Origin of the sequence: Delftia sp. Cs1-4 (genome assembly GCF_000214395.1) — a bacterium.
In the GTDB taxonomy this organism is placed as follows: Bacteria; Pseudomonadota; Gammaproteobacteria; order Burkholderiales; family Burkholderiaceae_C; genus Comamonas; species Comamonas acidovorans.
This window is the reverse complement of sequence record NC_015563.1, coordinates 1,394,672-1,409,962: the sequence shown is the minus strand read 5'-3', so window position 1 is coordinate 1,409,962 and position 15,291 is coordinate 1,394,672. Positions and strand designations below refer to the sequence as shown.

General features: G+C 63.5%; 12 protein-coding genes. 7 read left to right on the top strand and 5 right to left on the bottom strand.

Translation table 11 applies throughout. The features are described 5' to 3' along the window. Positions 1–5: 5 nt before the first annotated feature. Positions 6–584, bottom strand: coding sequence for a phosphoribosylglycinamide formyltransferase (gene purN, locus DELCS14_RS06215; protein ID WP_012207170.1), 579 nt, complete (start codon positions 582–584; stop codon positions 6–8). A 98-nt stretch (positions 585–682) separates the two neighbouring features. Here purN and DELCS14_RS06210 point away from each other — a divergent pair, with 98 nt between their 5' ends. The 3 genes from DELCS14_RS06210 (at position 683) to DELCS14_RS06200 (ending at position 3,844) form a co-directional block, all read left to right on the top strand. Then, positions 683–1,363, top strand: a complete 681-nt coding sequence (locus tag DELCS14_RS06210) for a YceH family protein (protein WP_043796599.1) — start codon at positions 683–685, stop codon at positions 1,361–1,363. 114 nt (positions 1,364–1,477) lie between these two features. Continuing rightward, positions 1,478–2,659, top strand: a complete 1,182-nt coding sequence (locus DELCS14_RS06205; RefSeq protein ID WP_012207172.1) for an acyl-CoA dehydrogenase family protein — start codon at positions 1,478–1,480, stop codon at positions 2,657–2,659. Between the two features lie 69 nt (positions 2,660–2,728). Continuing rightward, on the top strand, positions 2,729–3,844 hold the full coding sequence (locus DELCS14_RS06200; RefSeq protein WP_012207173.1) for an acyl-CoA dehydrogenase family protein: 1,116 nt from the start codon (positions 2,729–2,731) through the stop codon (positions 3,842–3,844). Between the two features lie 95 nt (positions 3,845–3,939). On the opposite strand, the gene DELCS14_RS06195 is transcribed toward DELCS14_RS06200, so the two are convergent. From DELCS14_RS06195 to DELCS14_RS06185, 3 genes are all read right to left on the bottom strand, one after another. Next, a complete protein-coding gene (locus DELCS14_RS06195; protein WP_012207174.1) occupies positions 3,940–4,887 on the bottom strand; it encodes a bestrophin family protein in 948 nt (315 codons plus the stop codon). 122 nt (positions 4,888–5,009) lie between these two features. Next, positions 5,010–6,752: an IPTL-CTERM sorting domain-containing protein gene (locus tag DELCS14_RS06190; RefSeq protein WP_013800908.1), complete on the bottom strand. Its 1,743-nt coding sequence runs from the start codon at positions 6,750–6,752 to the stop codon at positions 5,010–5,012. A 170-nt stretch (positions 6,753–6,922) separates the two neighbouring features. Then, positions 6,923–7,624: a response regulator transcription factor gene (locus DELCS14_RS06185; RefSeq protein WP_013800907.1), complete on the bottom strand. Its 702-nt coding sequence runs from the start codon at positions 7,622–7,624 to the stop codon at positions 6,923–6,925. A 168-nt stretch (positions 7,625–7,792) separates the two neighbouring features. Between DELCS14_RS06185 and DELCS14_RS06180 the strand changes: the two genes are divergently transcribed. The 4 genes from DELCS14_RS06180 to DELCS14_RS29720 all read left to right on the top strand — a co-directional run bounded on the left by DELCS14_RS06180 (position 7,793) and on the right by DELCS14_RS29720 (position 14,694). Continuing rightward, positions 7,793–9,772, top strand: coding sequence for an ATP-binding protein (locus DELCS14_RS06180; RefSeq protein ID WP_043796597.1), 1,980 nt, complete (start codon positions 7,793–7,795; stop codon positions 9,770–9,772). Then, the gene (locus tag DELCS14_RS06175) at positions 9,760–11,829 is read left to right on the top strand and encodes an ATP-binding protein (protein WP_013800905.1); all 2,070 of its coding nucleotides are present in this window, start codon (positions 9,760–9,762) and stop codon (positions 11,827–11,829) included. Before DELCS14_RS06180 ends, DELCS14_RS06175 begins: the two co-directional genes overlap by 13 nt. A 113-nt stretch (positions 11,830–11,942) precedes the next feature. After that, complete coding sequence (locus DELCS14_RS06170) at positions 11,943–13,262, top strand: methyltransferase domain-containing protein (RefSeq protein WP_013800904.1); 1,320 nt, start codon at positions 11,943–11,945, stop codon at positions 13,260–13,262. A 118-nt stretch (positions 13,263–13,380) separates the two neighbouring features. Further along, the gene (locus DELCS14_RS29720) at positions 13,381–14,694 is read left to right on the top strand and encodes a tetratricopeptide repeat protein (protein ID WP_013800903.1); all 1,314 of its coding nucleotides are present in this window, start codon (positions 13,381–13,383) and stop codon (positions 14,692–14,694) included. An 11-nt stretch (positions 14,695–14,705) separates the two neighbouring features. Here DELCS14_RS29720 and DELCS14_RS06160 read toward each other — a convergent pair whose 3' ends face one another. Next, on the bottom strand, positions 14,706–15,263 hold the full coding sequence (locus DELCS14_RS06160) for an HNH endonuclease (protein WP_013800902.1): 558 nt from the start codon (positions 15,261–15,263) through the stop codon (positions 14,706–14,708). Positions 15,264–15,291: the final 28 nt, after the last annotated feature.

The window sequence follows — 15,291 nt, the reverse complement described above, 5'->3', positions numbered from 1 at the left end:
AGACCCTAGCCCCGCATCAACTGCGCCACGGCGCGCGGGTAGATGAGGTGCTCCTGCACCAGCACGCGCGCGGCCAGCGCCTGGGCCGTGTCGCCGGGCAGCACGGGCACCACGGCCTGCTCCAGGATGGGGCCCACATCCAGCTCGGCCGTAACGCGGTGCACGGTGCAGCCGGCAAAGCGGCAGCCTGCATCAATCGCCCGCTGGTGCGTGTGCAGACCCGTGAAGGCGGGCAGCAGCGAGGGGTGGATGTTGATCATGCGCCCCTCGTAATGCGCCACGAAGCCCGGCGTGAGGATGCGCATGAAGCCGGCCAGCACGATCAGCGAGGGCGCGTGGCGGTCGATCACCTGGGCCAGCTCGGCGTCAAACGCCTCGCGGCTGGGGAACGGGCGGTGGTCCAGCACCTCGGTGGCAATGCCTTGCTCGCGCGCGAAAACAAGGCCCGAAGCCTCGGCCTTGTTGCTGACCACGGCGGCCACGCGGGCGCCGTAACGCCGCGCCCAGTCCTGTTGCTGCGAAGCACGCACAATGGCAGCCATGTTCGAGCCGCCGCCCGAGATCAGGATCACGATATTTTTCATGGGCGGCGATTGTCGCACCGCAGGCCGCGCGGCCTGCGCCAGCCCCGGCAAGGCCCATGGCCCTGCCGGGCCTTGTCACCTCTTCCGTTCAGACCCCCATGCCATTCGATCCCCGCTCCACCCCCCTGACCGCTGTCGAAGCCCGCGTGCTGGCCACCCTGATGGAGAAGGCGCGCACCGTGCCCGACAGCTACCCGCTCACGCTCAACGCGCTGGTCACGGGCTGCAACCAGAAAAGCAGCCGTGATCCGGTGATGGAAGTCAGCGAAGGCGAGGCCCAGGAAGCGCTGGACAGCCTGCGCCTGCGCACCATGTCCGTACAGATCAGCAGCGCGCGCGCCACGCGCTGGGAGCACAACTTCCCGCGCGGCGTGGGGGTGCCCGACCAGAGTGCCGTGCTGCTGTCCCTGCTGATGCTGCGCGGCCCGCAGACGGCGGGCGAGCTGCGCATCAACTCCGAGCGCTGGCACCGCTTCGCCGACATCTCATCCGTCGAAGCCTTCCTGGAAGAGCTGCGCGAACGCAGCGAGGAAAAAGGCGGCCCGCTGGTCGTGCTGCTGCCACGCGCGCCTGGCGCACGCGAGCAGCGCTGGGCCCATCTGCTGTGCGGCCCCGTGGACGTGAACGCCATGGCCCAGCCCCCCGCTGCAGCAGGCGCACGCGGCGATGCCCTGGCCCAGCGCGTGGTCGATCTCGAAGCCCAGGTACAGCAATTGCAGGCACGTCTTGCGCATGTCTATGCACAGTTGGGGCTGGAGGAGCCCGGCCAATCCAGCTGATCGCCTGCGCTCAGGCGGCCCCAGCATCAGGGATTGCCATAGGTTGTCACGCCCTGGACAGTCCAAAAAAGAACGTGCGTGCTACAAAAGCCGGGATTGAAGGAGACACAGTCCATGGACCTGGCATTTACCCCTGAAGAACAGTCCTTTCGCGAGGAAGTCCGCGCCTGGGTGCGGGCCAACCTGCCCCAGGACATCGCGCACAAGGTGCGCCATTCGCTGCGCCTGACGCGCGACGACCTGCAGAACTGGGCCAAGATTCTTGGCAAGAAAGGCTGGCTGGGCTACGGCTGGCCCAAGCAGTTCGGCGGCCCCGGCTGGACAGCCGTGCAAAAGCATCTGTTCGAGGAGGAATGCGCCCTGGCCTGCGCCCCGCGCATCATTCCCTTCGGCCCCGTGATGGTGGCGCCCGTGATCATGGCCTACGGCTCGCCCGAGCAGCAGCAGCGCTTTCTGCCCGGCATTGCCAGCGGCGAGGTCTGGTGGAGCCAGGGCTACTCGGAGCCGGGCTCGGGATCGGACCTGGCCAGCCTCAAGACCCGTGCCGAGCGCGTGGGCGACAAGTACATCGTCAACGGCCAGAAGACCTGGACCACGCTGGGCCAGTACGGCGAGTGGATCTTCTGCCTGGTGCGCACCAGCAACGAGGGCAAGCCCCAGACCGGCATCAGCTTCCTGCTGGTGGACATGAAGAGCCCCGGCGTGACCGTGCGCCCGATCAAGCTGCTGGACGGCGAGTGCGAGGTCAACGAGGTCTTCTTCGACAACGTCGAGGTGCCGGCCGAGAACCTGATCGGCGAGGAAAACAAGGGCTGGACCTACGCCAAGCACCTGTTGAGCCACGAGCGCACCAACATCGCCGACGTGAACCGCGCCAAGCGCGAGCTGGAGCGCCTCAAGCGCATCGCCAAGGCCGAAGGCGTCTACGAGGACCAGCGTTTCCGCGATGAGATCGCCAAGCTCGAAGTCGACGTGGTGGCGCTGGAAATGCTGGTGCTGCGCGTGCTGTCGGCCGAGAAATCGGGCAAGAACCCGCTGGACATCGCCGGCCTGCTCAAGATCAAGGGCAGCGAGATTCAGCAGCGCTACTCCGAGTTGATGATGCAGGCCGCCGGCCCCTTCAGCCTGCCCTTCATCGAAGAGGCCATGGAAGCCGGCTGGCAGGGCGACTTCCCCGGCGGCGTGGTGGACAACGCGCCGCTGGCATCGACGTACTTCAACATGCGCAAGACGACGATCTACGGCGGCTCCAACGAGGTGCAAAGAAACATCGTCGCGCAGACGGTGCTGGGCTGATTTTGGCTGGAGTTTCGCTGAACCCGGAAGTGCGCCGGACGCGCTTCGATCAGCTTCGGGAGACAGAAAATGGACTTTGATTTTTCGGATGACCAGCAGCAACTGCGCGACGCCGTGCGCCGCTGGGTGGACAAGGGCTATACCTTCGAGCGCCGCCGCTCCATCGTCGAGGCGGGCGGTTTTTCGCGCGAGGTCTGGGGCGAGCTCGCCGAACTGGGCCTGACGGCCTTGACCGTGCCCGAGGAGCACGGCGGCCTGGGCCTGGGCGCCACCGACGTGATGGTGGTGATGGAGGAGTTGGGCCGCGGCCTGGTGATGGAGCCGCTGGCGCAGGCCTTTGTGGCCGCCGGCGTGCTCGGCAAGCACGCCGACGCCTCCGTGGCCGGCCAGTGGCTGCCGCGCGTGGCCAGCGGCGAGGCCCTGGTCGTGCTGGCACACCAGGAGCGCCAGGCCCGCTACCGCCTCGATGTCTGCGCCGCCAAGGCCAGCAAGAGCGGCAGCGGCTACACGGTGGACGCCACCAAGAGCGTGGTGCCTGCAGGCGACGCGGCCGACGCCTTTCTGGTGCCGGCCCAGTTGGACGGCAAGATCGCCCTCTTCCTGGTGGAGCGCGGCGCCAGCGGAGTCAGCACCCAGGGCTACCGCACCCAGGACGGCAGCCGCGCGGCCGAACTGCGCTGCCAGGCGGCCCCCGCCACGCTGGTGACGGCCGATGGCCTGGCCGCCCTCACGCTGGCCCAGGACGCCGCCAACGCCGCGCTGTGCGCCGAAGGCGTGGGCGCCATGGAGCAGACGCTGAAGCTCACCACCGAGTACATGAACCAGCGCAAGCAGTTCAACACGGTGATCGCCAGCTTCCAGGCCCTGCGCCATCGCGTGGCCGACATGAAGATGCAGCTGGAGCTGGCCCGCTCCATGAGCTATTACGCCAGCCTCAAGATGAGCGCAGCCGATGCCGAGCGCCACGTGGCCATCGCGCGCGCCAAGGTCCAGCTGGGCCAGTCGCTGCGTTTTGTCGGCCAGCAGTCGGTCCAGCTGCACGGCGGCATCGGCGTGACCGACGAGTACGCGGGCAGCCACTACTTCAAGCGCCTGACGCAGATGGAGATGACGGGCGGTGACACCTTGCATCACCTGGGCATCGTCTCCGCGAAGATGCAGGACACGGCCGGCGTGTTTGCCTGAGGTCTGACCTCACCGCGCCGCACCGCACCACACCAGGCCCCGCAGAAAACTGCGGGGCTTTTTTCATGGGCCTTTGCCCATGTCTGCCCGCCGTCTCAGGTCAGCCGGTAGCCCTCCGGCCTGAGCGGTGCCGGCAGATCCGTCTCGCCCAGCGTGCAGCCCAGGCTGATCTCGATGGAGCGGCAGATGGTGTCCAGCGGCAGGTCGTTGCTCTCCAGGCCAAAGGGCTCTTCGAGTTCATCGCCCAGGGCGTCGAGCCCATAGAAGGTGTAGGCCACGATGGCCACGACAAAGGGCGTCATGAACCCGGTCGTGTCCACCAGGCCGAACGGCAGCAGAAAGCAGTACATATAGGCCGTGCGGTGCAGCAGCAGCGCATAGGAGAACGGCATGGGCGTGTTGCGAATGCGCTCGCACGAGGCGGCTGCCGCCGTCATGCGCGTGAAGGTCTTGTCCATGGACGCGGCCAGGCAGGGGTCCATCTCGCCACGGCGCACGCACTGCGCCAGATCGCGGCCCATGGACATCATCAGTGCGTCGCAGCGCTGCTCCAGCGGCAGGCCCTGGAGCTGGCGCCATTCCTTGTCCACCAGCCAGCGGCCTGCGGCCACATCCTCGTGCAGCCCGCGCAACTGAGTCCGCAGCAGATGCGCAAAGGCGATCGCCCGGTGCACCATGCGCACGCGCACATCGCTGCTGCGCCGAGCCGGGTCCGGATCGCCATCGATGACGATCAGGCTCTGGCACTGGCGCGCCAGCGTGCGCGCGCAGATCACCATCTCACCCCAGAGCTTGCGGCCTTCCCAGTAGCGGTCATAGGCGGTGTTGTTGCGAAAGCCCAGGAAGATGGCCAGCGGCAGGCCGATCAGCGTGAAAGGGATGGGCGTCACCGTGATCTTGACGTCGAACAGGTTGCCATGCACCAGAGTGATGATGGCGGCGAACACGATGTTCACGAGCAGCGTGACCTGGATACGCTGGAGCACCGAGCCCCGCAAAATCAGAAACAGCCTGAGGCCGGCGGGGCGATCACGGACGATCATGGGGATATCGCTAGGTACAAACCCTTATTCGATCACACATTGAGCAAGTCAATTGGCTGCGGCCGCGCCCAGATGAAAAAAAAGCGCCCCGAAGGGCGCCCTGTGTCACGACCGACTGCCGGTCACAGCGGGTTGGCGCGGCGGCGGCGCGCCATGCCCCAGCCCATAATGCCCATCAGGCCGGACATCAGGATCAGGCCCCATTCGGAGAGGGTGGGGATGGAGGCCGGGCCCGCAGGGGACGCAATCACCACAGGAGACGCCGCCACCTGGTTGTTGGCAGGAGTCACGTCGTTGTCCGCACCCGTCGTGACCTGTACGTTGGAAGTGCCTGGAGCCGTCGGCGTGCCGGAGACCGGGCAGACCACCGTCTCGCCTGCAGCGACGGCATCGCCCTGGGCCCAGTCCACACCATTCACCTTGCACTGACCCACGGTAACTCCCGGGGGCAGGCCGGTCACGCCGCAGATCGCATTGTTCGCAGTTGCAGCACCCTGGTTGGTGCAGGAGAACGAAGCTGTCGGCGGATAAGGCACGCCCACCGTGCCCTTGGGCGGCAGTCCGCTCGGGTTTGTGGTCATGTCGCTGGAGGACGCAGTGTCCAGCAGGTTGGTCTGCACCATGGCTCCCATGAGTGTGGCCACGCCATCGCCACCAATGGTGTAGTTGCCGTTGTTGATCTGGTCGCCCGGCGTGCCCAGCGGAACCTTGACCGTCATCTTGAACGTCAGGGTCTCACCTGGTGCAAGGCTGGGGATGCTGCACTTTGCAGGGCCCGTGGAGCCCACGCCACCCACAGGTGCGGTGCAATAGTTTTTCGCATCGACCAAAGAGACAAAGCTGGTGGAAACGCCCGTGCTGTCTTGCGGCATGGCCGGCGTCACCTCGACATTGGTCACCGGCGTACTGGCATTGTTGGTGTAGCTGTACGTGTAGGTGATCTCAGTGCCATCGTTCTTGGGGGCACTCACCGGTCCCGACGCCGTGATCCATACCCCCTTGGGCAGGGCGGTGGTGAAGTTGTCCACGTACAGGTGGCCCGAGTGTCCGCTCTGGCTGCAGCCAGCGGCAATCGCTTCCAGTCGAACCTTATCGCCTACACGCAGCACTTCATTGCCGGGCGCCACGTCATAGGCCTGAGGGTCGGTGAACAACTCCGAGTGCCCATTCGCATCCTGGAACGATTTCCAAGCCACACCCGGTTGGCCCGCATAGTGATATTTAAAGAAAAGTTCCTTGTCCACCACCGAAGCAGTTTGTGCATCGAAAGTCTTGACCAATGCAATGGCATAGTACGGACGCTGAGCAGGCGTGTGACCGCTGCCTGGATCATCCAGCACCGGTGCAGCGATGAAACGGATATGGATCTTTCCGTCCTTGTCGATGTCGTCGGCCGTCAGCGTCACTTCCTGCGAAATAGCACTGGCTGTCTTCGGCTGCGGGGTAAACGAGGGCTCTGGCGACACATTGCGAGGGATATGCGTCTCGGTCAGATTGATGCGGGCCGTGTTGCTGCCGCGCATGGGCAGCAACAGATCGGAGCTGCCCGAAACCCACAGGCGATCCTTGACCGTCGCCTCGGGCGCTGTGACGACCGAGTTCAACGGCAGCTTTCCCGCCGGAGCCGCCCGCTGCAGGTCAGCCAGTTTGACGGGGTTGGACGTCAAGGTCGCCGCCGTGCCATTGTTGGTCCAGGCCTCTTCCGTCCAGCCATTCAGATTTCCCGTCTCGAAATCGCCATTGATGAACGATGCCTGGGCCACGGTGCTTGCAAGCAGCGCAGCTCCCAGTGCCAGGCGCCTTGTTTGGGTTCCGGCCTTCTGTTTGAAAGCACTCCGCTCGGCACGGATAGTCTGTCTTGTCATACCGCTCCTCTCTTTTTTGATGCTTTCGCACCGTTGAAAAAACTCTGTAGCGCCACTGGCGACAGCCCCGCAGCTTTCCCGCGCTCAAAAAAAGAGCGAACGAATCCCCTGCGCGGGCTCTGAAAGCCGCGTTCAAAAGTTGGGGAAAGGGAAAGAAAAGTGGCGGGCGCCTAAGGCACGAACACCAGCCCTCGGCCGAACACTGCCCTCACCGGCAGGGCCAGCCCGGAGATATCCAGGGTCTTGCGGCGCAGCCGCGTCAGCTGCGATTCGATGCGGTGGAAGCCGTCATCCACATCGGCGTATCCCATGGTCTCGATCAAGGTCTGCTTGGCCACCATGGTTCCGGGGGTTGCCATCAGGCAGCCGAGCAATTCCAGCTCGCGACTGGTCAGGGCAATGATCTGGTGGTTGGGCGCGACCATGCAGGCCGAAAGGGGGTCAAGGCGCCAGGTCAGGAAAGGTGCCGCCGCCCGGGCCGGCTGGCCCGTGTTGCGGCGCAGCTGGGAGCGGATGCCGGCCACCAGCTCGTTCATGTCGGTGGGCTTGACGAAGTACTGCAGGGCGCCGGCATTGAGGCCGGCGATGCGGCTGTCCAGATCGCCGCGCGCCGTGAGCACCACGACGGGAATCTCCTGCTCGGCCAGGCGCTTGACCAGGCTCAGGCCGTCCTCGCCGGGCAGGCCCAGGTCGACGACGACCAGATCTGCCTTCTCGCGCAGTAGCTTTATGTAGAAGTCTTCTGCAGAATCCGTGCCCCAGGCATGCAAGCCAGACTTTGTTAAAAATCGACACACATTGATACGAATATCCTCGTCGTCCTCTACGACGGCGACGGTGAACTCGATCGATGGCTCTAGTGTCTGCTGCATGATGTTTGCCTATTGGTGCGCGGATTTTCATTGGGGCGAACGTCCGCCGCCATGCACGAACACTCTCGAATGCTCACAGTTCAGAGAAACACACAAAAATTTACATTTATTGCATGGATCATGGTCTCGCTCGGGTTGCTTGCATTTTTCGTGCTGAGCCCGGCGTCCATGCCTCCCCCTGACAAGGGACTGCGTCTTGGCAAGGACCTGCCCATGCAAGTGCTTGCCGATGCGGGCCGCAGCATGACCATTGAACAGGTCGCGGCCCTGCCCGATGATGCCTTCGAAACCCGGCGCACGCCTCTGAACGAGGGCTATACCCGCCATGCTTACTGGGTGAGGGTTGCCGCGCCTGCCCTTGCGCCCACAAGCGGGCTGGCCGACAACGATGCGCTGTGGCTGGAGATCACGCCCACCTATCTGGACAGGGTCACGCTCTACCAGCAGGCGCACGGCCTGTGGCAGGCGAGGGAAAGCGGTGACACCGTGCCCATGGCTCAGCGCATCCATGTGCGCCAGCTGGTGTTTCCACTGCGCGCTGGCCAGCCCTTTGTACTGCGCATCGAGACCAGCAGCGCCATGCAGCTGTACGCCACGGTCTGGCGCAGCACGGGGCTGATGGCCTGGTTGTCCAGCGTCGAGTGGGCATCGGGCGTGCACCAGGGTGTGAATCTGGTGCTGACCCTGCTGATCGCGGGCGCGGCCCTGGCCCTGCGCATGCGCAGCCTGATGGCCATGACCTTGCTGGCCTTCGTGGTGCTGACCCACAACGCCAATGTGCGCGGCTATGCCCAGCTGTGGCTGCCCGAGCCCTGGGCGCCGCATGCGGATGTCTGGGTGAGCGTGGGCGTCTTCCTGCTGCCTGCCGCCTTTGCCTGGCAGGCACGCGAGACCTTGACGCGCGGCACGGCCTGGCGCCGCATCGATCGCATGCTGGTGCTGCTGACCGTGGCACCGCTGCTGGCCGTACTCAGCATACCGACGGGGCACTACACGCAATGGGCCTGGCTGGGGGTCAGCGTGCCCTGGATGGCCAGTCTGCTGAGTGCGCTGGTGGCCTGGCAGAACCTGTTCCGCCAGGGTCCCAGCATCGTCAACCTGCTGGTGCTGATTCCCTACACGCTGCACACGGTCATGGGCATCCACGTGGCTGCGGCCTATACGGGACTGGTGTCTTCCGACATTGAGGCAGGCATGTACTGGCAGCTGGAATCGCTGCTGCTGTACATCCTCATCATCATTGCCGTGGGCGCCAGCCTGGTCGAGAAATTCCAGAACTCCATGGGCAGGCAGGCGCAGCTGGTGGAGTCGCTGGCCCGGTCGGAACATGCGCTGGAAGGACGGGTTCGCACACGCACGGCGGAGCTGCTGCATGCGCAAAACGCGCTGCAGGCCGCATTGCATGGCGAGCGCACGCTGCGGCTGGAGCAGCGCCAGTTCTTCAACATGGTCAACCATGAATTCCGCACGCCGCTGGCCGTGGTGGACAGCGCGGCCACCGAGCAACTGACTTTTCCGTCCACCGATATCGATTCCCAGCTGGAACGCGCAGCCCAGATCCGCCGCGCCTGCAGGCGCCTCACGGCCCTGGTGGACAACTGCCTGGTCAGCGACCGACTGGACGCGCCTGCATTCCGGCTGCAGCTCGACTGGGTGCCCGTGATGGACCTGATCGACGATGCCGTGCAGCTCGTGCACTGGTCGCGCCGCCACCATCTGAAGCTGGAGACTGCGGGCGTCCCCGCCTCCTGGGAGTGCGATCCCACCCTGGTACGGATCGCCTTGTCCAACCTCGTGGACAACGCCGTGAAATACGCCCAGGCCGGAGAAATCGCCGTATACGCCCGCCTGGACGCACAGGGCAGGCTGGAACTCACCGTCAGCGACGAGGGCCCTGGCATGGCGCCCGAGTTGGCGCAGCGCATCTTCGAGCTGCACGAGCGCGGAGAGCGTTCGGACCAGACCCGAGGCTTCGGCCTGGGGCTGTGGGTGGCCCGGCGCGTGGCCCAGATGCATGGCGGCGATGTGCAGGTCACGCCAGCTGCGGGCGGCGGCACCTGCTTCACGCTGACGCTGCCCAGCAGCATTCCCGAAGACAGCGGCCTTGCCACAGCTGCAACACAGCCCGCCTCGCCATGCGTATCCTGAACCTGCTGCGTATCCTGAACCGGCTGGCGCTGCCGGGCTGGCTGGTGTTTTCGCTGGTGCTGGTGGTCTGCTTCATTCTCAGCCCGGCCTGGCAGTCCCTGCCGGCAAAGCGCCTGCAGCTGGGCACGGACCTGCCCATGCTGGCGCTCGTCGATGCCCAGGGCAACTTCACCATCGATCAGGTGGCAGCCCTGCCCGATACGGCCTTCACCCTGCTCGATACACCGCTGAACAAGGGCTATACGCGCGATGTGTATTGGCTCAAGGTGCAGGCGCCTCACATCGCAGCCGGCAAGGCAGACCCCGAGCACGATCCGCTGTGGCTGGAAATCCTGCCCAGTTATCTGGACCGCGTTGCGCTCTACCAGCACGTGGACGGCGCATGGCGCATGCGCAGCAGCGGTGATACGGCCACCGACGAACCGCGCGTGCATGTTCGGCAGCTGGTGTTTCCGCTGTACTCGGGCCTGCCCTTCATCCTGCGCGTGCAGACCTCCAGCCCCATGCAGCTGGACGCCACGCTCTGGCGCAGCAGCGGCCTGATGACGCAGTTCTCGGCCGTGGAATGGGCATCGGGCATCCACCAGGGCATCAACCTCATGCTGGCCCTGCTGATCATCGGCGCAGCCCTGGCCCTGCGCCTGCGCAATCTGGCCGCCATGGCCGTGGCCGCCATGGCCGTGCTGATCCACGGCGCCAGCGACCGGGGGTACCTGCAGATCTGGCTGCCCGACCATCTCGCGCACTGGGGCCATCTGTGCGTCAGCCTGGGTACCTTGATGCTGCCCGCCGCCCTGGCCTGGCAGATGCGCGAGCTGCTGACACGCGACACACGCTGGCGGCGCATGGATCGGGCCTTGCTCGCCCTGGGAATCATCCCGCTGCTGTGCCTGCCCAGCATACCGCTGGGCCGCTACCAGGACTGGGCCTGGATAGGGGTTGGCGCGCCCTGGGCCATCAGCGCACTGTTCGCCGTGGTGGCATGGAGCAATCTGCTGCGCGAGCGTGCCAATCTGGTCCATGTGCTGATGGTGGTTCCCAGCACCATGTATGGGCTGATGGGCCTGTACGTGACGGCGGCCTATGTCGGCCTGACCAGCCTGCCGACCATAGAAACCAGCGTGTTCTGGCAGCTCAACACCTTGCTGGTCAACATCGTGATCACCGTGGCCGTGGGCGCCGGTCTGATCCAGAAATTCCGCGACTCCATGGCACGCCAGGCACAGCTGCTCGAATCCCTTGCCAAGTCCGAGCATGCGCTGGAAGAGCGTGTACGCCTGCGCACGGCCGAGCTGCTGCGCGCCCAGAACGCACTGCAGGCGGCACTGCACAGCGAACGCACGCTGCGGCTGGAGCAGCGCCAGTTCTTCAACATGGTCAACCATGAATTCCGCACGCCGCTGGCCGTGGTGGACAGCGCGGCCACCGAGCAGCTGTCCTTTCCCTCGCCCGACATCGACTCCCAGCTTGAGCGCGCCGCACAGATCCGCCGCGCCTGCAGGCGCCTGACGGCCCTGGTGGACAACTGCCTGATCAGCGACCGCCTGGATGCTCCCGCCTTCCGTCTGCAATTGCACCGCGCTCCCGTCATGGAACTGGTCGATGATGCCGCGCAGCTTGTGCACTGGTCACGCCGCCACCACCTGAATCTGGACAGCGCCAGTGCGCCCGCCACATGGGAGTGCGACTCCACGCTCACCCGCATCGCCCTGTCCAACCTCGTGGACAACGCGGTGAAATACGCCAAGGCCGGAGAAATCGCCGTGCGCGCGCGCACCGACGAACACGGCCGGCTGGAACTCACTGTCAGCGACCAGGGCCCGGGTCTTGCACCCGAGCTGGCGCAGCGCATCTTCGAGCGCTTCGAGCGCGGCCACCGCGCGGACCAGGCCCGCGGCTTCGGCCTGGGCCTGTGGGTCGCACGGCGCATCGCGCGCCTGCACGGCGGCGACATACAGGCAGCGCCATCAGCCCAGGGCGGCACCCGCTTCACGCTCACGCTGCCACCGCGCCCCTTGTCCGCACCGCAGGCCAAGACCTTGCAGGCATCGGCTTGAAACATCGCCGGGCGAAGAATCCACGATAATGAAAAGTTCGCCACTGGCGGGGCCGCCACGCGTCTGCACAATGATGGCCTCGCCACCCCTTGGCCAATTTCACCATTCCGTCCATGAGCGCAATTTCCATTCCCGCCGATATCAACCGCAAGCATCTGGAAACGGCTCGCCGGCAAATCGAACAAGGCGACCTTGAAAAGGCCGCCCAAACCCTGAACAAAGCCCTCCGTCAGATGCCAAACGACGCTCGCGTCTTCATGCTTGGCGCACTGATGGCAGAGAAGGCTGGCAATTTCAAAAAAGCAGAGGAAGCGTTTGAGCGCTGCAACGAGCTTGCCCCCGCCTGGGCCCCGGGCCTGCTGGAGAGCGCGCTGTATCGTGCGCGTCGTGACCAATTCATTCCCGCAATTGAGCTGGCGGAAAAGGTGGCGCGCATCGAGCCCAACAATCCTCGTGTTCTTGCAGGCGTGGTTGACATCGCTCATCGGGCAGGGAACCTGTCCATGGCCATCAAACATCTGCGACGAGGTCTCCAGCTGTTTCCCGGCGATGCGATGCTGCGCCAGTATCTCGCCAACGATCTGAGCAGCGTGGGTGAGCACGCTGAAGCGGGCCAAATCTGGGATTCTTTGGTTCAAGAGCATCCCGACCAGTCTTCGCTTCGATATGGACGCATAAAGGCCAGCGTAGCGCGAGGAGAGCCTGCGACGGTCTTGGCAGACATCGAGCTGCTGCAGGAGAAATTTCCCGAGGACACCACGCTTGCCTACTATGCTGAGTTGGCTCGAGGCGAGACGCCTCAGCATCAGCCCGTAGAGCTGCATCGAACAATGTTTGATGGAATGGCCCAAACTTTCGATACACATCTGGTTCGGGAGCTTGGCTACCAACTGCCCAAGCGCGTTGCAGACCAACTGGTCCAGCGCCATCCGAACAAAGACTTCAATCTGCTTGATCTTGGCTGCGGCACTGGACTGCTCGGTGTTTGCCTGGCGCCCATGCAAGGCTTTCTGATTGGTGTGGACAGCTCGGTCAAGATGATTGAGCAGGCGGCCAAACATAACGTCTATGACCGTTTTCACACCGTTGGCGTACTGGATGCTCTGAGCCATACACCAGACCAGGAATACGATGTAATTACCTGCCTTGACGTACTCACCTACGTCGGCGATTTGAATGACGTTGTACCTAACGCTGCACGCATTCTCAAGAATGACGGCGAGTTCATCTTCTCCTGTGAAACCGCACCGGAAGAAGGGCCAGACTTGGTGCTGCAATCCACCCAGCGATACGCCCACAAACGCAGCCATGTCGAAGCACTGTGCGAGAAAGCAGGCCTCACCATTTCCACCGAGGAGTTGGTACTGCGACAAGAGGGTGACTACCCCGTGGCCGGCTTCGTCGTGACGGCAACCAAGGCGGTGCAGGCATAAGACTCACATAGCGGAAGCCCCATGCACTCACCCTTATTGGGCTTCAATATTTACTTCTAGACATGCGACCTAAATTGCCTTTTCGTCGCATTGATTCACTTCTCACCCACGCGTGTCCATGAGCACTTCGCACAACGATCCCAACCTGTCGCTCTTGGCAAGAGCTCGTACATTGATTAACAAAGACGAACTGCAAGAAGCAGCCCTTGTTCTCAATCAAGCCCGCGCACAGGCACCCAATGACCCACGCGTCTTCATGATGGCCGGTCTGATGGCAGAAAAGGCCGGGAACATCACGGGCGCCTTCCAGCTCATGTTGCGCGGGACCCAGATGGACCCCAAGTGGGCACCAGGTTTTGTGGAACTCGCTCAGCTAAATGCACGTCAAGGCCAGTTCACTGAGGCAAAAGAAGCTGCAGAGCAAGCAGCAAAACTCGCACCCCAGGATTTCCAGGTACTTGGAGATCTGGTGCAGACGGCCTACCTTGTGCACGATCTCGCTCTGGCAGCGCGCTACCTGCGCCGCATGCTTGCTCTGCAACCTGATAGAACCAATCTGCAGAGGCAATTGGCTAACTGCTTGAGCAAGCAAGGCCAGCATGCTGAAGCACTTGAGCTATGGAACACAACAATTGCACGGAACCCCAGGGATACAGAAGCTCTGCTCGGACGCACACGCACATCGCTTGCAATTGGCCAATTGAAGCAAGCCATCGCTGACACAGCTGCGCTGCTAGAACTGGAGCCGGAGAGCAGGATCTATGAATACTATGCCGCACGAGCCAGAGGCCAGACTCCCGCACAACAGCCGATCGAATTGAACCAAGAAATTTTTGATGGTGCGGCAAAAGAGTTTGACCACCTTCTGGTTAATGCTCTTAAGTATCAATTGCCAAAGCAGGTTGCCTCAAGGCTGCTTGCTGCCCACCCCGATAAAAAATTCAATCTGCTAGATCTGGGCTGTGGTACAGGTTTGCTGGGAGCAAGCTTGGGACGCATTGCAGGACAGCTGGACGGTATCGATATATCCCAGAAGATGATCGAACAGGCACAACGCCTGAAGCTTTACAATCATTTGCAAACCATAGATCTGGACAGTGCATTGAAAGCTGCCTCAGAAACTTTCTACAATGCCATCACAGCGCTGGATGTACTGGTCTACGCGGGTGATCCAAGCTCCGTCATCTTCAACTCGGAGCGTCTGCTGGCGCCCGCAGGCCAATTGATACTTTCATGCGAGGCTGCGCCCGAAGAAGGGCCAGATCTGGTATTGAACGCAGTGACAGAACGCTACGCTCACAAACTCAGCCATGTAGAAAAACTGTGCCGAGCAGCTAACTTCGAGACTGTGGAAACAGAACACACGACGCTGCGCTACGAAAAGGGCGAACCCGTCAAGGGCTTCGTGATTTACGCTCGCAAACGCAGCTGACGCCTGAGCCGCTAGGCAAGCAACCGTGACGACTTGGGCACATGGGCGATCAGAAACTCCATCTGATCGGCCAGGATCCGCCGGTTGCGCAGGATGAAGTCTTCCCAGAGGCTAGGTATATAGGGCGTGTAGAGCAGCGGCATGCGCGCCTGCTCAGGTGTGCGGGCACCCTTGCGGTGATTGCAGGAGCGGCAGGCCGTCACCAGGTTCATCCACTGGTGGCCTCCCCCTGCGGAGATGGGCACGATGTGCTCGCGCGTGAGGTCGTTTTCATGGAACACGCGGCCGCAATAGGCGCAGATGCAGCGGTCGCGTGCGAACAGCTTGCCATTGGTCAGGCCCGGCTGCAGGCTGTGCGGATTGATGGCAGGCGCCCCGCGCGTGCCGATGATGCTGTTGATGTGGATGACCGACTGGCAGCCCGTGACGGCATTGTGACCACCGCGGAAACAGGCGACCTCTCCGCCGGACTCCCAGCGCACATCGTCCGCCGCGTAATGCAGCGCCGCCTGCTCCAGCGTGATCCAGGATTGGGGCAGCCCTTGGGCCGACAGCTTCAAGACCTTCACGACACGCCTCCTCTGACACCAAAGTGAA